Origin of the sequence: Mesorhizobium wenxiniae (assembly GCF_002284535.1) — a bacterium.
Lineage (GTDB): Bacteria > Pseudomonadota > Alphaproteobacteria > Rhizobiales > Rhizobiaceae > Mesorhizobium > Mesorhizobium wenxiniae.
In genome coordinates, this window is record NZ_NPKH01000039.1 from 115063 (window position 1) to 136177 (window position 21115).

Annotated in this window: 22 protein-coding genes; 9 read left to right on the forward strand and 13 right to left on the reverse strand. The window is 63.5% G+C overall.

Annotated elements, in window-relative coordinates; genetic code table 11:
* Window positions 1-145 precede the first annotated feature (145 nt).
* The 3 genes from CIT31_RS30740 to CIT31_RS30750 form a co-directional block, all read right to left on the reverse strand.
* Entirely contained in the window at window positions 146-1096 is a 951-nt protein-coding gene (locus CIT31_RS30740) for an alpha/beta fold hydrolase (RefSeq protein WP_095521621.1), read from the reverse strand.
* Window positions 1097-1122: 26 nt separating this feature from the next.
* Complete coding sequence (locus CIT31_RS30745; protein WP_095521622.1) at window positions 1123-1608, reverse strand: SRPBCC family protein; 486 nt, start codon at window positions 1606-1608, stop codon at window positions 1123-1125.
* Window positions 1609-1741: 133 nt separating this feature from the next.
* A complete protein-coding gene (locus CIT31_RS30750; protein ID WP_065008163.1) occupies window positions 1742-1990 on the reverse strand; it encodes a ParB N-terminal domain-containing protein in 249 nt (82 codons plus the stop codon).
* Between the two features lie 157 nt (window positions 1991-2147).
* Here CIT31_RS30750 and CIT31_RS30755 point away from each other — a divergent pair, with 157 nt between their 5' ends.
* Genes CIT31_RS30755 through CIT31_RS30775 form a run of 5 tightly spaced genes read left to right on the forward strand, consistent with a single transcriptional unit; the run spans window position 2148 to window position 7656 of the window.
* A complete protein-coding gene (locus CIT31_RS30755; protein WP_095521866.1) occupies window positions 2148-3788 on the forward strand; it encodes a N,N-dimethylformamidase beta subunit family domain-containing protein in 1641 nt (546 codons plus the stop codon).
* A 1-nt stretch (window position 3789) separates the two neighbouring features.
* On the forward strand, window positions 3790-5169 hold the full coding sequence (locus CIT31_RS30760) for an aminotransferase family protein (RefSeq protein WP_095521623.1): 1380 nt from the start codon (window positions 3790-3792) through the stop codon (window positions 5167-5169).
* A gap of 1 nt (window position 5170) precedes the next feature.
* Window positions 5171-6100 (forward strand): 3,5-dioxohexanoate:acetyl-CoA acetone transferase, encoded by a 930-nt coding sequence (gene kce, locus CIT31_RS30765; protein ID WP_095521624.1) that lies wholly within the window; start codon window positions 5171-5173, stop codon window positions 6098-6100.
* Window positions 6101-6112: 12 nt separating this feature from the next.
* The gene (locus CIT31_RS30770; protein ID WP_425350688.1) at window positions 6113-6628 is read left to right on the forward strand and encodes a GNAT family N-acetyltransferase; all 516 of its coding nucleotides are present in this window, start codon (window positions 6113-6115) and stop codon (window positions 6626-6628) included.
* On the forward strand, window positions 6625-7656 hold the full coding sequence (locus CIT31_RS30775) for a histone deacetylase family protein (protein ID WP_095521625.1): 1032 nt from the start codon (window positions 6625-6627) through the stop codon (window positions 7654-7656). The genes CIT31_RS30770 and CIT31_RS30775 overlap by 4 nt, the downstream gene beginning before the upstream one ends.
* 7 nt (window positions 7657-7663) lie before the next feature.
* On the opposite strand, the gene CIT31_RS30780 is transcribed toward CIT31_RS30775, so the two are convergent.
* Window positions 7664-8929 carry a cysteine desulfurase-like protein gene (locus CIT31_RS30780; protein ID WP_095521626.1) on the reverse strand — a complete coding sequence of 422 codons (1266 nt, stop codon included), beginning with the start codon at window positions 8927-8929 and terminating at the stop codon, window positions 7664-7666.
* Window positions 8930-8982: 53 nt separating this feature from the next.
* On the reverse strand, window positions 8983-10050 hold the full coding sequence (locus CIT31_RS30785; RefSeq protein ID WP_095521627.1) for an aldo/keto reductase: 1068 nt from the start codon (window positions 10048-10050) through the stop codon (window positions 8983-8985).
* Window positions 10051-10424: 374 nt separating this feature from the next.
* Here CIT31_RS30785 and CIT31_RS30790 point away from each other — a divergent pair, with 374 nt between their 5' ends.
* On the forward strand, window positions 10425-10589 hold the full coding sequence (locus CIT31_RS30790) for a hypothetical protein (protein ID WP_023798224.1): 165 nt from the start codon (window positions 10425-10427) through the stop codon (window positions 10587-10589).
* Between the two features lie 36 nt (window positions 10590-10625).
* Here CIT31_RS30790 and CIT31_RS30795 read toward each other — a convergent pair whose 3' ends face one another.
* A complete protein-coding gene (locus CIT31_RS30795; RefSeq protein WP_065008156.1) occupies window positions 10626-11132 on the reverse strand; it encodes a DUF1993 domain-containing protein in 507 nt (168 codons plus the stop codon).
* Window positions 11133-11254: 122 nt separating this feature from the next.
* Here CIT31_RS30795 and CIT31_RS30800 point away from each other — a divergent pair, with 122 nt between their 5' ends.
* Entirely contained in the window at window positions 11255-12301 is a 1047-nt protein-coding gene (locus CIT31_RS30800; protein ID WP_095521628.1) for a DUF1176 domain-containing protein, read from the forward strand.
* Between the two features lie 76 nt (window positions 12302-12377).
* Here CIT31_RS30800 and CIT31_RS30805 read toward each other — a convergent pair whose 3' ends face one another.
* The 7 genes from CIT31_RS30805 to CIT31_RS30835 all read right to left on the reverse strand — a co-directional run bounded on the left by CIT31_RS30805 (window position 12378) and on the right by CIT31_RS30835 (window position 18794).
* A complete protein-coding gene (locus tag CIT31_RS30805; RefSeq protein WP_206073437.1) occupies window positions 12378-13259 on the reverse strand; it encodes an alpha/beta hydrolase in 882 nt (293 codons plus the stop codon).
* A gap of 31 nt (window positions 13260-13290) precedes the next feature.
* The gene (locus CIT31_RS30810) at window positions 13291-14901 is read right to left on the reverse strand and encodes a molybdopterin-binding/glycosyltransferase family 2 protein (protein WP_095521629.1); all 1611 of its coding nucleotides are present in this window, start codon (window positions 14899-14901) and stop codon (window positions 13291-13293) included.
* 66 nt (window positions 14902-14967) lie between these two features.
* Entirely contained in the window at window positions 14968-15705 is a 738-nt protein-coding gene (locus CIT31_RS30815; RefSeq protein ID WP_095521630.1) for an XdhC family protein, read from the reverse strand.
* A gap of 10 nt (window positions 15706-15715) precedes the next feature.
* Window positions 15716-16054 (reverse strand): XdhC family protein, encoded by a 339-nt coding sequence (locus CIT31_RS30820; protein ID WP_065008152.1) that lies wholly within the window; start codon window positions 16052-16054, stop codon window positions 15716-15718.
* 40 nt (window positions 16055-16094) lie between these two features.
* The gene (locus CIT31_RS30825; RefSeq protein WP_095521631.1) at window positions 16095-17333 is read right to left on the reverse strand and encodes a vWA domain-containing protein; all 1239 of its coding nucleotides are present in this window, start codon (window positions 17331-17333) and stop codon (window positions 16095-16097) included.
* A gap of 4 nt (window positions 17334-17337) precedes the next feature.
* Window positions 17338-18267, reverse strand: coding sequence for an AAA family ATPase (locus CIT31_RS30830; protein WP_095521632.1), 930 nt, complete (start codon window positions 18265-18267; stop codon window positions 17338-17340).
* 32 nt (window positions 18268-18299) lie between these two features.
* Entirely contained in the window at window positions 18300-18794 is a 495-nt protein-coding gene (locus tag CIT31_RS30835; protein WP_065008149.1) for a flavin reductase, read from the reverse strand.
* 189 nt (window positions 18795-18983) lie between these two features.
* Between CIT31_RS30835 and CIT31_RS30840 the strand changes: the two genes are divergently transcribed.
* Together CIT31_RS30840 and CIT31_RS30845 are read left to right on the forward strand one after the other, a co-directional pair.
* Window positions 18984-20069 (forward strand): branched-chain amino acid ABC transporter substrate-binding protein, encoded by a 1086-nt coding sequence (locus CIT31_RS30840; RefSeq protein WP_095521633.1) that lies wholly within the window; start codon window positions 18984-18986, stop codon window positions 20067-20069.
* Window positions 20069-21088, forward strand: a complete 1020-nt coding sequence (locus CIT31_RS30845) for a P1 family peptidase (protein WP_095521869.1) — start codon at window positions 20069-20071, stop codon at window positions 21086-21088. The genes CIT31_RS30840 and CIT31_RS30845 overlap by 1 nt, the downstream gene beginning before the upstream one ends.
* Window positions 21089-21115: the final 27 nt, after the last annotated feature.

A 21115-nucleotide genomic window follows, 5' to 3' on the forward strand; every position in this document is an offset into this window, starting at 1 on the left:
TGATACGGCCATTTATGGCTGTGATGCGGGAGATGCCATTGGCCCCACGACGTGTCGGGATTGCCAAGGCTTATAGCCGGCTTCAGAGGGATAAGCCTGCCCGGCCATCTCGCGGGAGATGGCCGGGCAGGCCGCTGTCAGGTGGTTATTCGCTGATGACCTCGTCCCAGGTCTTGACCTTGGTCTCGCCATTGAGGAAGGGCAGAGTGACTGCTGTCAGTTCCGGCGCGAAGAACACGTCGTAATGGGTGCGGTTCGGCAGGATGGCCAGCCGGTTCTGCGAAAGGTTCTCGCGCATCCAGCCGGCGTCCTTCAGTCCGCCGCCGAGCATCTGATAGAATTTGATCTCATGCTCGGGCCGGTACATGTCGCTGTCGCCAAAAACCAGCATGACCGGCATCTTCAGCTTGGGTACGTCAGCGGAGTAGTCGTAGTCCTTGCGCATATGGGCGCCCAGTTGATCGAGCAGCTTCGGAAAGTCCTGCGGATGCGGCGCGACCGCCACGTAGGACTTGTACATCGGCGTGTCTTTCATCATGTCGGCCATCGCCGCGCCGACCTGCGCCTGCTGGGTGCGCATGTCGGCATAGAAGCCGTCCGCGGCATAGCCGGCCGACACCAGGACCAGCCGGCGCACCGCTTCAGGATGCTGGACGGCCATGCGGAAGGCGACGCCGCCGCCCAGCGAATAACCCATGACATCGACCTGCTCGTAGCCGAGCGCCTTGACGATCGCCGCCATGTCGTCGCCCATCGCCTCCAGGCTGAGCGGCCGGTCGCCGAGCGCGGTGCGGCCGTGGCCGTGCAGGTCCACGCCGATGACGGTTCGGTTCTCGGCAAACTTCGGCAGGATCGGCGCGAACATGTCGGTGGTGCCGAGACCACCATGCAGCAGAAGCAGCGGCTCGCCCTTGCCGTAGACGGCGTAATAGTAGTTCAGGCCGTTGATCGGCAGCAGGCCGGATTTCGCCGGCTTCGGCATTGCTTTCGTTTCAGTGGTCATGACGGGCTTTGCTTCCTCGGCTTTGGTGGAGCCCGGCGCGGCGAAGAGCGCTGCAGCCGAGGCGAAAATGGCGAAAAACATCGCTCTGGACATGTCGGTCTCCTTCCGTCCCGCTGATATCAAAGCCGCTTGGCGACTTCTTCGAGCTGGTCGGCGCACTGGCCCCAGCCCTCGTGAAAGCCCATCTTCTCGTGCTCTTCGCGGTCAGTGACGGACCAATGCGCAACCCGGGCGATGTAGCGGGTCTTGCCCTCGCCCTCATCCTCGAAGGTCAGCACGACCGTCATGAACGGTTTTTCGGACGGCTCCCACGCCTTCGTATAGGCGTCGGTGAGAACGATCTTCTTGCCCGGCACGACTTCGAGGAAGATGCCGGGGTTCGGGAATTCGTTGCCGTCGGGTCCCGCCATGACGACCAGGCTGGAGCCGCCGGTGCGCACGTCCATTTCGGCGCGCGGCGTCGTCCACGGCTTGGGCGCGAACCATTGCGTCACGAGCTTCGGCTCGGTCCAGCAGCGATAGACGTTCTCGCGCGGCGCATCGATGATGCGGGCAAGAACCAGTTCGCGGTCGGAGCCGGGGGCGATGTCGAGCTTGGTGGTCATGATGGTCTCCTCACTTGCAAAAGAGTTGGCTTGAATGCCGGTTTCCGTCTCAAGGACGAGCGGGCAACGCGCAGCCCGACAGCGTCCCGCGAAAATTTCACCAGGCCGATTCCGGCGAACGCCGAAGGAGAGCTTAGTGGCGCTTGGCTTGCACCAGATAGGCGTCGATATCGGTCTCGCCGAGCCACTTCGCCGCTTCCAGCCGATGCAGGCCTTCGACCAGGACATGGCGCTTGCCGTCGTGGCGCACCTGGATCGGCGTCTTCATGCCGTTTTCCAGAATGTCTTCGGCCAGATGCCGGACGGTCTCGGGATGCAGTGTCTTCCTGCGCGCGGTCGGCACGTAGATGTCGTCCACCTTGACCTTTTGCACTCTCAGCATGTCGGCTCCCGTGGCGAAAAAGGCCACCCTTTGTGAGATAGTCGGTTTGGAAGGCAAGGCCAAGGCCGGCTGTGAGCTATCGCTGGCCCGATCGTTTCCAATTGACGGTTGGCCGGCAGATGGTCGAAATGACGCGTTCGACCCTTCACAGGCCTTCATGACCAAGCTTCCTACCGAATTCCCCGATTTCGGACTGACGCCCCACCAGCGCAGGCAAGCCGTGCGCGGCCACTATTACGAGTGGCCGGGCATGGATGGCGAACGCGGCGAGATCTGGTGTTACAGCGATCGTTTTTCATACCGCCGGGACGAGACGGTGGTGCTGCATGTCAGCTCGACGGCCTCCAGCTTCAGCATGTCGATCGTCCGCGATGGCGGCACCGAAACGAAAATGTTCGAGAAGGCTGGGATCGCGGCGCGCTGGCAGGATACACCCGACCAATGTTCGGTCGTGGGCTGCGGCTGGGGCGCTTCGTTTGAATTCCGGGTCGGCGACGACTGGCCGTCCGGAGCCTACCGCATCACGCTGACGGCGGACGGCCGCGACGGCAAGCCGATCTCCTGCCAGGATCTTTTCATCGTTAACCCGCAGCCCGGCAAGAAACGCGGTCGTGTGCTGCAGGTTGCAGCCACCGGCACCTGGCTTGCCTACAACACGTGGGGTGGCTCCAATCATTACGAAGGCATCACCGGCCCGAACCGCGACCAGTATGCCCCAATAGTGTCAAAGCAGCGGCCATGGTGCCGCGGTTTTGTTGTTCTGCCGAACGAGGCGCCGCGCGTGCCGCTCGAGGTCGCCGTGCCGCCCAAGACCGTGCCGCGCTATCCGCATATGGAATGGGCCTTCGCCACCGGCCATTCGAAGAAATACGCCTCGTCCGGCTGGGCAAGCTATGACAGCCACTTCTTTCGTTTTGCCGAGCGTGCCGGCTATGGGGTCGATCTCGCCAGTCAACACGAATTGCATTTTTCACCCGAAATCCTCGACGGCTATGACTGCGTCGTCTTCGTCGGCCATGACGAATACTGGACCTGGGAGATGCGCGACACTGTCGACGCCTATGTCGAGCGCGGCGGCCATGCGGCGCGCTTCGCCGGCAATTTCATGTGGCAGACCAGGTTGGAGGACGAGGGCCGCCGGCAAGTCTGTTACAAATACCGCGCCCGCGCCGAGGATCCGGCCTATCGGGGCGGCGACGTGACCCGTGCCACGAACTCCTGGGAAGCACCTGAGATTGGCCGGCCGGGCGCCTCGACTTTCGGGCTCAATGCGACGAGGGGCCTCTACGCCGGCTGGGGCGGTTGCACGCCGCGCGGCGTCCGCGGCTTTCCAGTCTACAGGCCGGAGCATTGGGCGTTCGCCGGCACAGGCATCTACTACGGCGACCTGCTCGGCGCCGACAGCCATGTCTATGGCTATGAGGTCGACGGGCTCGACCACGAGATCCGAGGCGGACTGCCCTACCCTACGCCCAACAGCGGCGCACCGGACGGGCTGCAAATTCTCGCGGTCGGCATGGCTGCCCAAGTCGAGGAGAGCGCCGATATTCCGTTCGAAGACCAGTTCCTCGGCGACGAGGACGGACGCTTCACCGCCGAAACGCTGTTCGGCGAGGCGAGCGACGCCAATCTCGACAAGGTCAAGCGCGGCAACGGCATGATCGTCAATTTCCCGCGCGGCAAGGGCGAGGTGTTCCACGCCGGAAGCTGCGAATGGGTCGCCGGCCTGCTAAGGCAGGACCCGATGGTCGAGCTCGTCACCAAAAATGTTCTCGACCGCTATCTCGGAAAGTCCTGACATGCTGAAGTCCCAAACCCCTGCCCCGGACACCGAGACGCGCCCGCCATCGCATCTGTTCTATCTGTCCAGCCTGCGCCGGCCGCTGGTCGACCGCGCCGAAGGCATCTACATCTGGACGCAGGATGGCCGCCGCTTCATCGACGGATCGAGCGGACCGATGGTCGCCAATATCGGTCATTCCAACCGCAACGTGCTCGATGCGATGAAGCGGCAGATGGACCGCGCAACCTTCGCCTACCGGCTGCATTTCGAGAACGAGCCGGCCGAGGAGCTCGCGCGCGAGCTGGCCGGAAAGCTGCCCGAAGGCATGGACCGCATTTTTGTCGTCTCGGGTGGCTCGGAAGCGACGGAATCCTGCATCAAGCTCGCGCGGCAGTGGGCAGTGGCGACAGGCCAGCCCAAGCGCTGGAAGGTGATCACCCGCTTTCCCTCCTATCATGGCGGCACGCTTGGTTCGCTATCCGTCACCGGCGACGACGCCTTGGCCGAAACCTTCACACCGATGATGCAGGTCATGCCGACCGTGCCGGCGCCGGCCGCCTGGCGCGACCGCGACAATCTCTCGATGGAGCAGCGCGGCATCCGCTACGCCGACATGCTGGAGGAGAAGATCCTCGCCGAAGGGCCGGAAAGCGTGCTCGCCTTCATCATGGAGCCGGTCGGCGGCGCTGCCACCGCGGCGCTGGTCGCGCCGGACAGCTATTATCCGCGCATCCGCGAAATCTGCGACCGCTACAGCATCCTGCTCATCCATGATGAAGTGATGAGCGGTGCCGGCCGCACCGGAAAATTCCTCGGTGGCGACCATTGGAACTGCAAGCCCGACATCGTCGCGCTGTCGAAGGGGCTGGGCTCGGGCTATGCGCCGCTCGGCGCGCTGGCGGCACCGATGCGGCTGGTGCAGCCGCTGCTCGCCTCCGGCGGCTTCCAGCACGGCCATACCTATGCCGGCAATCCGCTCGCCTGCGCCGCCGGGCTCGCCGTGCTTAGCGAGATGGATCGTCTCGGCCTGATCGCCAATGCAGCTGACATGGGCGATATTTTGATGGCCGGGCTGAAGGGGTTAGCCAAGCGGTTTCCGTTCATCGCCGACGTGCGCGGCAAGGGCCTGCTCCTAGGTGCCGAGATGGTCGCCGACCCCAATACGCTGGGGCCGATCGCACCGGCGAAGAAGGCCACCCAGCGGCTGCTCGACCTCGCCTATGAGCGCGGCCTGATCATCTATGGGCGAAAGGTCAAGGGCGGCTTCGACGGCGACAATTTCATGGTGGCACCGCCGATGATCATTACCAAGGAACAGGTCGGCGAAATCGTCGCCATCATCGGCGACTCGCTGCAGGTGCTGGCCGGCGAGCTCGACCTGCCGGTCGAAGGCTGAAATGGCGCCGCGAAAAGTCATCGTCACCTGCGCCGTCACCGGGTCGGTGCACACGCCGTCAATGTCGCCGCACCTGCCGGTGACGCCGGACCAGATCGCCGCAGAGGCTATTGCCGCCGCCGAAGCCGGCGCCTCGATCTTGCATCTTCACGCCCGCGATCCCAATGACGGGCGGCCGACCGCCGATCCTGATGTGTTCATGCAGTTCCTGCCGCGCATCAAGCAGGCGACATCAGCGGTGATCAACATCACCACCGGCGGCTCGTCGCTGATGACGCTCGACCAGCGGCTGGCCGCACCGCTCAGGGCCGAGCCCGAAATGTGCTCGCTTAATATGGGCTCGATGAATTTCGCGTTGTTCCCGATGCTCGACCGGCCAAGAGAGTGGCATCACGAGTGGGAGCCCAAGCTGCTTGAAGCGACACGCGACACGATCTTCAAGAACACCTTTGCCGACATGGAGACCGTGCTCGAAAGACTTGGAAAGGGCTGCGGCACACGCTTCGAATTCGAATGCTATGATGTCGGCCACCTCTATTCTTTAGCGCATTTTCGCGACCGGGGGCTGGTGTCAGGACCTCTGTTCATCCAGTTCGTGTTCGGCATATTGGGCGGTATCGGCGCCGATCCCGACAATTTGGTCCATATGAAGCGTATCGCCGACAAACTGTTCGGCGACAGCTATCAGTTTTCGGTGCTGGCCGCCGGCCGCCACCAGATGCCGATGATCTCGATTGCGGCAGCGATGGGCGGCAATGTCCGCGTTGGGCTGGAGGATAGCCTCTACGACGGCCGCCAGCTGGCAAAGTCCAATGCCGACCAGGTGCGCCGTATCCGCAGGGTGCTCGACGGGCTGTCGCTGGACGTCGCCTCGCCCGCTGAGGCGCGTGAGATGCTGGCGCTCAAGGGCGGCGACCGGGTGGCGTTCTGAGATGCGGCCGTGATCAACCCAGCGTCAAAAGACATTCGCATCCGGCCCGGCACCGTCGAGGACATCGAAACCATCCATGCTGCGATCCTGCGGCTTGGCGCCCATATCGGCGCGCCCGAGGAAATCACTTCTACGGCCGACGACCTTCGCACCTACGGCTTTGGCGAAAACCCTGCCTTCTCGACGCTGATTGCGGAAGTCGGCGGCGAGTTCGCCGGCCTGTGCCTGCATTTCCCGATCTTCTCGACCTGGATGGGCCGGCCCGGCGTTTATGTGCAGGACCTCTATGTCGAAAATCGGTTTCGCGGCCGCAGGATCGGCGAACGCCTGCTGCGCCGTGCCGCGCGAGAATGCCGGGAGGACGGCGGCGTCTACCTCAGACTGTCCGTCGACACTGACAATGAAACCGCCAAAGCCTTTTACGAAAGACTGGGCATTGCCTGGTCGAGCTACGAGCAGGTGCAGAAGATCGCCGGCGACGCGTTCTTTGCCTTCGCCGATGCACCCGATGATGAGGAGCCAAGATGAAAGCCTTCTATGCCGAAGAACAGAAGCGCCATGATCCCAAGGCATTCCTCTCCAGCGGTGCGCAGAAACCCAATCCGGAAAAGCCGGAACGCGTCGAACGGCTGCTCGCCGGCGCAAGGGCCGCCGGCTGCACGATCGAACGGCCGAGAGATCACGGGCCAGGACCGGTTGCGGCGGTGCATACGCCCGAATATCTCGATTTTCTCGAGCACATCTTTGTGCGCTGGCAGCGTATCGAAGGCGCTTCGGCGGAAGTGATCCCCAACATCCATCCGATCGCGCGGGGCGGCTCCTATCCGGCCTCAGCGGTCGGCCAGGCCGGCTATCACATGGCCGACACCGCTTGCCCGATCTCAAGCGAGACCTGGCAGAGCGCGCTGTGGAGCGCTTGGAGCGCGGTCGAGGCCGCTGAGGCCGTGATGTCAGGCGCACCGGCTGCCTATGCGCTCTGCCGTCCGCCCGGCCACCACGCCTTTGCCGACGTCGCCGGCGGCTTCTGTTTCATCAACAATTCAGCGGTCGCGGCACAGACGCTCCGCAAGAATGTGGCGCGGGTGGCAATCCTCGACGTCGATCTGCATCACGGCAACGGCACGCAAGGCATTTTCTATGCGCGACCGGACGTGCTCACCGTCTCGCTGCATGCCGATCCGGTGCGCTTCTACCCGTTCTTCTGGGGTCATGCCGACGAACGTGGCGAAGGGGCCGGCCTCGGCTACAATTTCAACCTGCCGCTGGCGCGCAAATCCGGCGACGCCGCATTCCTCGACGCGCTGGATGTGGCTTTCCAGCGTATCCGCGCCTTTGCGCCGGAAGCGCTTGTGGTGGCGCTCGGCCTCGACGCCTTCGAAGGCGATCCGTTCGGCGGACTGTCGGTAACGACACCGGGCTTCTCGCGCATCGGCGAGGCTATCGCCGGCCTCGGCCTGCCGACGGTCATCGTGCAGGAGGGCGGCTATCTCTGCGACGAGCTCGGCGACAATCTTACTGCCTTCCTCACCGGCTTCGGCGGCGGCAAGAAGCGGTGATGTCGGATCAGGATCGCTCCTGTCGCAGCATGGCGATGACGCGATGCACGCTCTCCAGTGTCTCGTCGATTTCGGCCGCCGTATTGTAGTGGGCGATGCCGATGCGCACGACGCCCTGTTCGGGCGGAATGCCGAGCTGGTGGACGATTTCCCAGGCATAGTTGTGGCCGGACCACAGGAAGATGTTTTCCGCATTCATCTGCCTTACGATCGTCTCCGGCACGATGCCGTCGACGGTGAAGGAGACCGTCGGGACGCGCTCCCCGACACGCGCCGGATCGGTAATGCCATGGATGGTCAGGCTTGAGATAGCCGCCAGGCCGTCGATCAGCCTTTGCGCCAGCGGGTTCTCATAAGCTATTGATCTTTCGAAGGCCTTGGCGATCCTGGCGCGGCGCGAGCCGCCATCGCCTGCCGCCGCGCCGAGTTCCGCAAAGTAATCGACCGCGGCCGTCAGTCCGGCCATCAGCTCGATCTGCGGCGTGCCGAGTTCGAACCGCTCCGGCAGAGCATTGGACGAACAGCGGCATTTATACGGTTTCAGCGCATCGATGACATCCAGCCTGCCCCATAAGATACCCAAATGCGGCCCGAAGAATTTATAGGCCGAGCAGATCAGGAAATCGCAGCCGATATCCCTGACGTCGATCAGGCCGTGCGGCGCGAACTGAACGGCGTCGACATAGACCAGGGCGCCGGCCTGCTTGGCAATGCCGGTCAGTGCCTTCACCCGGTTAATCGAGCCGGTCAGATTGCTGGCGTAGTTCAAAGCGACGAGCCGGGTCCTGTCGGTGAGCAGCGTAGCAAGCGCCGCCTCCTCGATCTGCCAGCTCTGCTCGTCGAAAGGCAGCCAGCGCACGACAAGGCCAAGGTCTTCGGCCAGCTGCAGCCACGGCGATACGTTGCCTTCGTGATCCATGCGGGTGAGGATGATTTCGTCGCCCGGTTTCATCGTGCGGCCGAGCGTGCGCGACATGTGATAGGTCAGCGTCGTCATGTTGGCGCCGATGATGATTTCCTGAGGGCTCGCAGCAGCCAGGAAATCGGCCATCGCCGCATGGGCGTCATCGACGATTTGTTGCGCTGCGATCGTGGTTTCGAAGAATCCGCCGAGATTGGCGTTTGCGGTCAGCAGGCAGCGTGACACCGCGTCGGCAACCGCTTGCGGCACCTGCGTGCCGGCAGGGTTGTCGAGGTAGATGCGGCGACTGCCCTTGTCGGTCAGCGACAGGGCCGGAAATTTCTCGCGCACGGCATCGATCGGAAAATCCATTTCTGCCCCTTCCCGTTGTAATCATTTGATAACTTCGCTACCGGCCGTATTGCTCACGGACAGGGGTTGCCGACACGCTGGTGGATTGCATCGACCGCCTTCTGCATGTCCTCGGTCCAGACGACATCGGCGCAAGACAGCGCCATTTCGAGTTGCGAAATGGTCGTCGCGCCGATGATGCTCGAGGTGACGAAAGGCCGGCTCGTGACATAGGCGTTGGCAAACAATGCCGGCTCCATGCCGAAAGAGCGCGCCAGCTCGTTGTACTCAAGCTGCGCTTCCGCAGCGTTGGGCGTCTCGTAGCGCTGGCCCCGATTGAAGAGCTGCGAGCGTGAGCCTTGCGGCCGCGCGCCATGATCGTATTTGCCGGTGAGATAGCCCTGCGCCAACGGCGAATAGGTCAGAAACGAAACCTGTTCACGCTCGCAGACTTCGGCGAGATTCACCTCGAAGCTGCGGTTGACGAGATTATAGGCGTTTTGCAGCGACACCAGGCGTGGACCGAGGCCCTTGTCAGCTTCGGCGATGAACCGCATGACGCCCCAGGAGCTCTCGTTCGACAGACCGAAATGGCGGATTTTTCCAACCTTCACCAGTTCGTCGAAGACGGCGAGTGTCTCGGTGATCGGCGTCTCGCCAGCCGGTGCGCCGACGGAATCGGCTCGCAGCGGCACGGCACCGACACGGTTCGGGTTGGCGCCCCAAGGCACGTCCCGCTCCGGCCAATGGATCTGATAGAGATCGAAATAATCGGTGTTGAGCCTGGTCAGCGACTTTTCGACGGCATCGAAGATGTCGGCGCGCACCAGCTTCGACGGGCGCCCGCCGCGGAACCATGCATTGGCGGTGCGGCCAACCACTTTCGAGGCGAGGATCACTTGATCGCGATTGCGCTTCGCTTTCAACCAGCTGCCGATGATCTTCTCGGTCCAGCCCTGCGTCTCCGCCTTGGGCGGGATCGGGTAGAGCTCGGCGGTGTCGATGAAGTTGACGCCGCGCGAAAAGGCCAGGTCCATCTGGGCGTGGCCATCCGCTGCGGTGTTCTGCTGGCCCCAGGTCATCGAACCCAAGCAGATCTGGGAAACAAGAAGATCGGTCCGACCGAGGCGGCGCTTGTGCATGGAACTTTCTCCGGCGGGAATTCTTTGCGCGGCTGCGCGGGAGGAGCCGCAGCATACAGGAAGGCGCGGGCTGTCTCCAAGCCCGCCGCAAATCGGCTAGCACTTTTCCGCGAGTCCAGTGAACGCAAGGCGCAAGGAGGTAAAAGCCGGACTGGATTTTCATGCAGTCCGGAATTCCGCCAGGAATGGCGGAAAAACCGGCCCTGTGCCGGCATTCAGCTATACGGTCAGCCCGCGCCGGGAGTTTCACCGGCGAGGTCGATTGTGGTCAAGAAATTCGGTGCGGCATAGCTGCCATGCAAATGCTGCACTGCACAATTGTCATGATTTAACTATATTTGGGACTCGGGGAGGACCAACCAGGGGCTTGAATCATGGGTTTCCTCACTGAAATGTTCGCCCGTCCGCGTCCGCAGGAACATCTGCGCTACCGCGCGGCGCTGGCGCTGCTTCATTCGATGAGCAATGCCGACCGTGCGGATATCGGCATCAAACCAGCCGACTTCCCGCGCGTCGCCCGCGAAATGTCCTCACGCTAGTCAGGTCGCACGACATTCCGGCTCGACCGCCATTCTTCAACGCGACCCCATGAAAGTCGCCTTGCTTAACGGCACGCCATTGTGGCGCAGGATGTCGTAGGCGGTGGTCACGTGGAAATAGAAATTGGGCATGGCGAGATGCAGCAGATACTGCATGCCCGTCATCGAGAATTCGCGCTGGCCAAGCTTCAGCTCGAGCACTCTGTCATCCGAGCCGTCCATATCGGCAGCCGAGAATGTCGCCAGATGGTCGACGGTCTTGGCGATGCGCGCCTGGAGATCGGCAAAGCTCGCCTCGTTGTCTTCGTATTTGGGCACCTCGCGACCGGCAAGCCGCGATGGCGCGCCCTTGGCGTGATCGGTGGCGATCTGTACCTGCCTGGTCAACGCGTACATGTCCGGCGCCAGCCTCGACGTCAAAAACACCTGCGGGTCGATCTTGCGATCAAGCGCATTCTGCTCGGCGATATCCAGCACGTTGGATAGCGCCTTCAACCTGGCCGAAAACACCGGCACGGCCGCTTCGTACATCGATATGGTCACGTGATTCTCCTATCCGGCGGGACGCCGACGGCGGGACCTAACGCCTCCGCGGGCGATTCTTCAAGCGTCACCACGTCGCCGCAATCGGTATGATAGGATTTCCCATCAGGTGGAGATTCCCGATGAGAAGCGCCCTTTTCGCAGCGACCGCCTTTTTCTCCTTTACCGTGTCAGGCCAGCCAGTGCTCGCCGCCGATGCGCCCTATGTCGACGACAGGTCGGACGCCGAAGCGGTCATCCGCTCGCTCTATAGCGCCATCAACCGGCAAGAATTCGCGCGCGCCTGGGATTATTTCGGCGACACCAAGCCGGCCAAGGATTTCGACGCCTTCGTAAAGGGCTATGACGGCACCAACGCCGTCGAAGTCAAAACCGGTGCCGTGTCCGAAGACGGTGCTGCCGGCAGCATCTATTACAGCGTTCCGGTCGCCATCCGGGCGACAGCTAAGGACGGCAGCGAAAATGTCTTTGCCGGCTGCTACACGCTGCGCCAGGTCAACGCCTCGATCCAGGAACCGCCATTTCGCCCGATCTTCATCGACAAGGGCGCGCTGAAATCGGCGAAGGCCGATTTCGACAATGCTGTGCCGGAAAGCTGCGGCGACGGACCGCCGCCGAAGAAGGATGCGGCGCTGGAGCAGGCCAAGGAGGCGTTTGCGGCCACCTATGGCGAACAATGCGATAAGGAGATGCCTGGCGGCGAGCCTTTGGGAGAGCCGGACGCCTACTCCCTCCGCTACAAGGATGCGGGCGCCGAGGCCGACGAGCCCGAACGCGAGACGCGGCTGTTCCGCTTCTTCTGTTCGATGGCTGCCTACAATGAGAGTGCCGTCTACTATATCTACGACGAGGTATCCGGCGTCCGGCAGCTGCAGTTCGCCTCGCCGGAACTCGATATCCACTATGAGAACAACGATAGCGAAGGCAAGGTCGAGGCGATGAACGTCACCGGCTTCCAGACCGACGACCAGTTGGTCAATTCCGAATTCGACGACGCCACCAAGACGATCTCGTCCCTCAACAAGTGGCGCGGCGTCGGCGATGCCTCATCAGCCGGGACATATCTTTTTCGCAACGGCAATTTCTCGCTGGTGCAGTACGATGTCGACGCCTCCTACGACGGCGAGATCAACCCGCAGACGGTGGTGGACTACAACACCGCGCCTTGAAGCGCGGCGCGCTTCAAGTTTTTTCTTGATGCATGTCGTTGCCCCAAAACCGCTACACACTTTTCGGCGACATGCATTAGGGCGCCTTCGACAGCATCCAATTGAGCGTGCCGCGCCAGTCGGTCATGCGGATCGGCGTGCCGTGCGTGCCGGTCTCGAAACGAACAAAGCGGGCCGGATAGGTTTTCGATTTGGCCAGGATCGAACGGAAGAAGGCTTCCTGTTTTGCCACCGGAAATACCGGATCCTTGCTGCCGTGGCCGAAGAGGACCGGGACACGGCGCTTAAAGCCCGGGCTCGAGAAGAAACTTTCATCCCACAGCGAACCGAGCAGCAGCAACCCGTCGATGCGGCCGCCCGTATCCTTGCGGGCAGCAAGCTTCCAGCACAGTGCGCCGCCCATCGAGCCGCAGGCAACGAAGATCTTCGCGCCCGGCGACTGCTGGGCATAATGGCCGATCAGCGCGGCGATCTGTGCCGCCCCGGTGTCGCCGAAATCGGAAAAGTCCGGTGAGAGATAGAGGCCACCATTGCCGGCCATCAGGTTCTTGATGCGGTTAAAATTGCCGCCAAAGGTGAAGTCGTCAACGCCCTGCTTGCGGCTGCCGCCCTGCCCGTGCAGATAGAGCACGATGATGCCGGCGCCTTGCGTGCGGCCGACGCCGACGTGGCGGATATTTCCGGCATCGGTCTTCAGCGACAGATCCCGCTGCACGTTACGCACACCGGTGTCGACATACTGCGCCTGCGCGCGGCGCTCCGGCACTTTGTCGCGGGCGTTTATGTCGCGCAGCTCGCGATAGTCGACGACTGTATACGCGCCGTTGTTCTCGGATGAGAGCGTGCCCGGATAGGCAAACAGATCATCCTTGAAGGGCTTTAGCGGCAGCGTTTGGCCATGCGCCAAACCCGAAAACAAAAGAAACGTCGCGATCAGAAGGGGTAAACGGAAAGCCATGCCAAAGGCATCGTTTTTCGGCTTCGGTTTGTCAATCCTGCAGCACGCCGCCGGCGCCTTCCAGCGCCTCGCGGGTGTCGACGTCTATCGAAGCCGCCTTGCCGATCTCGACATTGACGACATCGAGCCCCTCGGCCTCGACCAGATGGCGCGCGCCGGTATCGCCTTCGAGATGAGCGATCGCCGCAAACAGCGAGCGCGGCAGCAGCACCGGGTTGCCTCGCTTACCCTCATGCGAGGCGCGTACGACCGATTGGCCCTCGGACTTGCGGAATGCGTCAATCAGCCTGTCGAGGTCGGCCGACGAGACGCCAGGCATGTCGCCGAGCATGATCATGGCGCCGGCGGCATCGCCGGCAACCCGGGCGATGCCGGCCTTCAGCGACGAAGACAGGCCCTCGGTGAAATCCGGATTACCGGCGAAGGTCACATCCAGGCCCGACAATGCGGCGTGTACGCGTTCGCGCTGATGGCCGGTGACAACGATGATGCCCGAAGCTTTCGAACCGAGCGCGCGCTCGGCGGTGCGGCGCACCAGCGGCTTGCCGTCGAACAGCGCCAGCAGCTTGTTCGGGCCGCCCATGCGGCTGGAGCGACCGGCGGCCAGCAGCACGACATCGACTTTCAACTCGGCCCTGGCCGGCAGTGGCTCGCGCGGCTGAGGCCGCGTCGGGATTTCCATCAACAGACCGCCGACACCCATGCCGGCAATATCCTTGGCCGTCACGTCGAGACCGGCAATCAACCTGTCGAGAACCCAGTCGAAGCCGTTCTCCTTGGGGCTGCGCGCGCAGCCGGGCGCACCGATGACGTGCTTGCCGCCAAGTGTGCCGAGCACCAGCAGATTACCGGGATCGACCGGCATGCCGGCGCGGACGACGATGCCGCCGGCCTTCTCGATCGCCGCCGGGACGACGTCGCCAAAATCGCTCATCGCCGAAGCGCCGAAGATCACCACCATGTCGTTGTCGCGCGCCAGCGAGGCCGCAGCTTCCGCAACGGGACCAACTTCATGCGGCGTGCGGCGCTCCGCCGTCAGCCGGCCGCCCGAGCGCGCCAGGCGGGCTTCGGTGACACGCAACGTCTTGTCGAGCACGTTCGGCTTGATACCGGGCAGAACCGTCTGGATGACGCCGACACGCACCGGCTGATAGGCATTGACAGCGAAGATCTCGCTGCCGGCGCAGATCCTTGCCACCGCATCGACCAGCACGGAGCCGACCGCGAAGGGAATGATCTTCACGGTCGCCACCATCTGGCCCTTTTCGACCGGTGCGTGCTGCGCCAGCGTGGCGATGGTGATGGTCGGGTCGACGGCGTTGATGGCGTCGATCTTCGCCGCGTCGACAGTGAAGATGCCGCCCGCCTCGGCGTGCAGGTTGACCCGGCCGGTCGCGGCGGGCTTGGCCTCGATGTTGCGATGGATCATGCTTTCGGCGATCTTTTCGGCGGCAGCGTCCTCGCTCAAATCGTCGGGAGCAAGAACAGCCGCGACAACCTCCGAAATCCCTGCCGCCTTGAGCAAAGATACATCATCGGCGCTCAGCCGATGCGCCTTGCGGAAGCGCCGTTCTCCGACCGTGGTGGCATGCGCCAGCACCGCGCCCTCGGCCGAGTCGATCGGGATCGGGCCGAATTTCACGCCGCCGCGTCCGTAGAGCGCCGCGCGTCCTCTTGGACGCGCAAAGGACGCTCACCTACTTTGAATCTACGCATCGTGCTTCTCCAAAATCGATTCCGAACTTTGGGCCGATGCGGAGGCTTCGAGGCCACGCGAGCGGAAGGCCTGGATCGCCTGCGCCAGCACCGCGACGGCGATCTCGGCCGGGCTCGCTGCGCCGATGTCGAGGCCGATCGGCGCGTGGATGCGGGCGATCTGGTCGGCGGTCGCGCCCAATGCCAGCAGGCGCTCGACGCGCTTCGCATGGGTCTTGCGGCTGCCGAGCGCCCCGACATAGAAGCAGTTGGCGTCGAGCGCCGCCTTCAGCGCGAAGTCATCGATCTTCGGGTCATGGGTGACGGCTGCCAACGCCGTATAGCTGTCGAGCGGCTGGCGCTTCAGGACATCCTCGGGCCATTCGGCATGCAGCGCGACATCGGGAAAGCGGTCTGCGGTGGCAAAGGCCGTGCGCGGATCGACGATCTCGACGGGAAAGCCGGCGATCTTGGCCATCGGCGCCAGTGCCTGGCTGATATGAACGGCGCCGATCACCAACAGGCGCGGCTGCGGCAGATAGGCGTTGAGGAAGAAAGTTCGCCCCTCCGCCTCGACCGACCCGGAACTGCCTGATCGAAACGCCTTGGCGATCGCAGCGCCCAGATCGCCGGCGACCTGGTCGCCCTCGCGCACGGTGCGGTCGCGGCCGTCGCCGAGATCGGTGACCAGGATCGCCGCGCGGCGGGCGCGGCGTTCGGCGTTCAGCGTCTTCAGCGCATAAGGATCCATCGTGCCCGACCTAACCCAACCGCTCGACATAGACTTTGATGCGGCCTCCGCAGGACAAGCCAACCTGCCAGGCGGTCTCATCGGCGACACCGAACTCCAGCATCTTTGCCTTGCCGCTGTCGATGACATCGATTGCCTCGGTGACCACCGCGCCTTCGACGCAGCCGCCAGAGACGGAGCCGTGGAAATTGCCTTCCGCGTCGATGACAAGATGGCTGCCGACGGGACGCGGCGCCGAGCCCCAGGTTTCGACCACGGTGGCAATGGCGACATCCTTGCCGTCCTTCATCCAGCCTTCGGCGATGATCAGCGGATCGCGCGCCTCATCGAGATAGATACTATTTTCCATCACCGTTTCTCCCGGAGAAAACATATGGCTATGCGGCGCTTCACGCGCCACCTTCAATCCGTCTGCGTGGGTCGACCAAGCGCGCCGAATTCTTGTCCAGCGACTCGCAGAGATCAGCGAGCGCATCGAGATTGTGTACCGAGCGGAACTCGTCGACATGCGGCAGCATCGCCTTGACACCGCGGGCACGGGCCTCGAAACCGTCGAAGCGCAGCAGCGGGTTCAGCCAGATCAACCGCCGGCAGGATTTGTGCAGGCGCTCCATTTCCTCCGACAGGCCGGCGATGTCGTCGCGCTCCAGCCCGTCGGTGATCAGCAGCACCACCGCGCCCTGGCCCAGCACGCGCCGCGACCACAGCCGGTTGAATTCGGCCAGCGTATCGCCGATGCGGGTGCCGCCCGACCAGTCCATCACCGCAGCCGCGCAATCGGCGAGTGCTGCGTCAGGATCGCGATGGCGCATCTGCCGCGTCAGATTTGTCAGCCTGGTGCCGAAGACAAAGGCATGCACGCGTCGGCGCTTTTCGGTCAGCGCATGCAGGAAATGCAGAAAGATGCGCGTGTACTGGCTCATCGAACCGGAAATATCGGCAAGCACGACCAGCGGCGGGTGAACCTCGCGCGGTGACCGGAATCTTGGCAGGATCAGTTCGCCGCCTGTCCGCGCGGCCGAGCGCATCATGGCGCGCGGATCGATACGTCGGCCATGCGCGTCGGATTTGAAACGCCGTGTCCTGACCATGTCGAAGGGCAGCCGCAACGCGGTAATCGCCTTCTTGGCGTCGGCCATCTCGGCGGCGTTCATCTGGGCAAAGTCCTTGCCCCTCAGCACCTCGTTGCCGGAAAATGTGAAGCGGGCGTCGACCTCGATCTCGGGGATTTCTTGCGCCGGCTGGTTCTTCTGGTGGCCCTCGAACATTGCCTGGCTGACGCGGTTTTCCGCAGCGCGCGGCTTCTGCTTCTCTCTGATATCAGGCGCCACCGGAGAAAAAATCGCCAGCATCTTTTCGATCAGCTCGTGCGATTTCCAGAACAGCCGGAACGTCTCGTCAAAGGTTGGGTGGTCCTCGTGCCGCGAGACGAGGACAGCGTGCAGCGTCCAGTAGAAATCGTCGCGGGAACCGATGCCGGCGGCCAGCACCGCCTCGATCGCGTCCTTGACCGAGGCCGGGCCGACCCGCATGCCGGCCTTGCGCAAGGTGCGGGCGAAATACACGATGTTGTCGGCGATCCGCCCCTCCGGCGTGGCCTCTTTCGGTTCGCGACGCGGCGTTGCCATCGCCCTACTCCGCCGCCGAAAGCTCGGCCTTCACCTCGTTGAGGATGCGCCGGCCTTCGCCCTGTTCTATACGGGCAATGTCGTCCTGGTATTTCAGCAGCACGCCGATCGTGTCGGAAACGGTTTCCGGATCGAGCGCCACCTTGTCGAGTTCGGTCAGCGCGCCGGCCCAGTCGATGGTCTCGGCAACCCCCGGCACCTTGAACAGCTCGATCTGGCGCAGCTTCTGGATGAACGAAACCACCTCTGCCGACAGCCGGCTGTTGGCCTGCGGTACTTTCCTACGCACGATCTCCAGTTCGCGCTCGGCATTCGGATAATCGACCCAGTGATAGAGGCAGCGCCGCTTCAGCGCGTCGTGGATCTCGCGGGTACGGTTGGTGGTGATGATGACGATCGGCGGCTCCTCCGCCTTGATCGTGCCGAGTTCGGGAACAGTCACCTGGAAGTCGGAAAGGATTTCGAGCAGGAACGCCTCGAAGGCCTCGTCAGTGCGGTCTAGCTCGTCGATCAGGAAGACCGGGGCGCCCCCCGCCTTGCCGGTCAGCGCGTCGAGCACCGGGCGGCGGATCAGGTACTTTTCGGAAAAAACGTTACGCTCCATGTCGGAGCGGTCGACCTTGCCGGCCGCCTCCTCCATGCGGATCTCGATCATCTGCGCGGCGTAATTCCACTCGTAGACGGCGGAGGAGACGTCCAGGCCTTCATAGCATTGCAGGCGGATCAGCCGGCGGCCAAGCGCTTGCGCCAGCACCTTGGCGATCTCGGTCTTGCCGACGCCGGCCTCGCCCTCGAGAAACAGCGGCCGCCTCATGCGCAGCGATAAGAACAGGACGGTCGCCAAAGACCGGTCCGCCACATAGTCCGCGCCGGTCAGCAGATCGAGCGTCTCGTCGATCGTCGCCGGCGCGGGGCGCGATTTCAACTCGGTCATTCTCTCTCCGTGGGTGCAGCCATCCAGAGCCTCTACAGAGCGTGATAGCCGCGGTCGTGATAGATCAGCGGCCGCAAATTATCGCCGGTACGCAGGCCTGTCACCTTGCCAAAAAGCACACGGTGGGTGGCCAGATCCTTGGTGTCGATCAGTTCACAGTCGAACACGGCAAGCGCGCCCTTCAGCGTCGGCGCACCGGTCGAGATCACGTCCCAATCGCCCAGCGCGAAACGTTCCTCGACAGGCAGGCCGGTGAGACCGGAAAAGCCGACCGACAGCGCCTCCTGGTCCGAAGCCAGCGTGTTCAAGGCGAACTTGCCGTTCTTCACGAACGGCTCGTTCTTGGGATTTTCGCGATTGAGACAAACCAGGATGGTCGGCGGCGTGTCCGATACCGAACAGGCTGCAATGACGGTCGCACCGCGCCGGCCGGCGGGGCCATCGGTGGTAACCACATGGACGTGGCCGGCAAAATGGCTCATCGCGTCGCGATAGGCCTGCGGCCCTATGTCGTTCTTCTTCAGCACCGGCGATTTCCATTGGTTTGAAGCGAGGTGAACCCAGCGTTATATATGGCGGCATATTGCACGCCACAAGCGAAGTGGTTGACATGCATCCTGAATTTCGCGTGTTGCGTGAAAGCTGACCAGCCTTTAGGTCTTGGCAGGAAGTGGCGCCGGCAACACGCGACCGGCGCGGAGGAATTCTTCGCACGCATGCGACCCCGGACAATAGGCACGACAACGACAATAGCGGTGCTGGCCTGGCTGTCTCTCGCCGGCGATGCGAACGCTGAAACGCTGCTGGTCGGTGTCGCAGCACCACTGTCGGGGCCCTCGGCGATCCTCGGCAGGCAGATCGAGGCGGGTGCTGGCCTGGCAGCGGAGGCGAACGGTGTCGATCTCAAGACGGTGGACGATGCCTGCACAGCCGATGGCGGGGCTGCCGCGGCGAGGGAATTCGTTGCGGCGAAAGTCGGCGCGGTCGTCGGCTTCCTCTGCACCGAGGCGATCGAGGCGGCACTGCCGATCCTGAAGGACGCCAACATACCGGTCATCACCGTCGGCGTGCGCACCGAAAGTCTGACCGACCGGCGCGCCAAGACCGGTTGGCCGATCTTTCGGCTTGGGCCGCGCGGCGATGACGAGCGCAACGCCGTCGCCTCCAATGTGACCCGCCGATGGCAGAACGAACTGTTCGCGATCGTCGACGACGGCACGATTTACGGCCGCGAAATCGCCGAGACGCTTCGGGCGGCAGCCGAGCAGGCGGCGCTGAAACCGGTGTTCGTCGACACATTCCGGCCGCAACTCGACAACCAGATCGGGCTGATCGGGCGGCTGAGGAAAGCCGGCGCAACGCATGTCTTCGCCGGCGGCGACGGCGACGACATCGCCATCATGGGCCGCGACGCAGGCCAGCTCGATGCCGGCATCACCTTTGCCGGCGGCGAAGCGCTGCGCACCCCGCCCGGCGACGTGCCTTATGCCACGGGCACGCTGATGATCGCACCGCCCGAATGGGATGATGTCGCCGACTCCAAGGTGCTCGACAGCTTTGCCGCGCAAAAGATCGTGCCGGAGGGTTACATGCTGCCGGCCTATGCGGCGGTCGAGATCGCCGAGGCGGCGACGGCCCTGGCGGAAACCTCCAACAAGCCTTTGGCCGATGCGCTCACCGCGCGCGACTTCAGCACCGCGATCGGACCGATCCGCTTTGACGGCAAGGGCGACTTGACCGAAAACCTCTATCGGGTCTTCCGTTTCAACGGCGCAAATTTCGCGCCGGCGGAGGCCAAATGATGTTTCGGACAGGGCCGCGCAATCTCATCACCGATGTCGCCGGCCTGCGCGTCGGCAACGCTTCCGATGTGAGGCTGAGGTCCGGGGTGACCACCATCGTCTGCGACGTACCTGCGGTGGCCGGTGTCCAGATCCTGGGCGGTGCGCCGGGCACCCGCGAGACCGACCTGCTCGAGCCACACAATTCGATCGAGGCGATCCATGCTGTGGTGCTTTCGGGTGGTTCGGCCTTCGGTCTCGACGCCGCCTCCGGCGTACAGGCGGCACTGCGTGAAAGGGGCATCGGTGTCGAGGTCGGCGGCTTTCGCGTGCCGATCGTGCCGGCGGCGATCCTGTTCGACCTGCGCAATGGCGGCGACAAGGATTGGGGCCGCTATCCGCCCTACCGCGATCTCGGCTATGAGGCGGCACAGGCTGTCGGCCTCGACTTTGCGCTGGGCACGGTCGGCGCGGGCACCGGTGCGTTGAGTTCCGGCCTCAAGGGCGGCCTCGGCTCGGCCTCGACGGTGCTCGACAGCGGCGTCACCATCGGTGGGCTCGCCGCCGTCAATCCGACCGGCTCGGTGACGATCGCCCAAACCCGCCACTTCTGGGCGGCGCCCTTCGAGATCGGCGGCGAGTTCGGCGGGCTTGGTTATCCCTCGCCTATGCCGGAGGACGCGAAAACGATCCTGCTGAAGTTTCGCGACAAGCATATCGGGAAACGGACGGAGGTCGGCGGCAACACGACCATCGCCGTCATCGCCACGGACGCCGTCCTCACCAAGGCCGCCGCCAAACGCCTGGCGATATCAGCGCATGACGGCTTCGTGCGCGCCATTTGGCCAACACACACGCCAGCCGACGGGGATCTGGTTTTCGCGCTGGCGACCGGCAAGAGCGGTATCGAGCTCGCGCCCAATGACGCCATCGACCTCTACGCAGCGGCCGGCGCCACCATGGCGCGCGCCATCAGCCGCGGTGTCTTTGCCGCGACGCCAGCCGACGGCGACCTGTTTCCGGTCTGGTCGTCGCGCTGAATGCGCGCTGCCGTAATCAAAAATGGG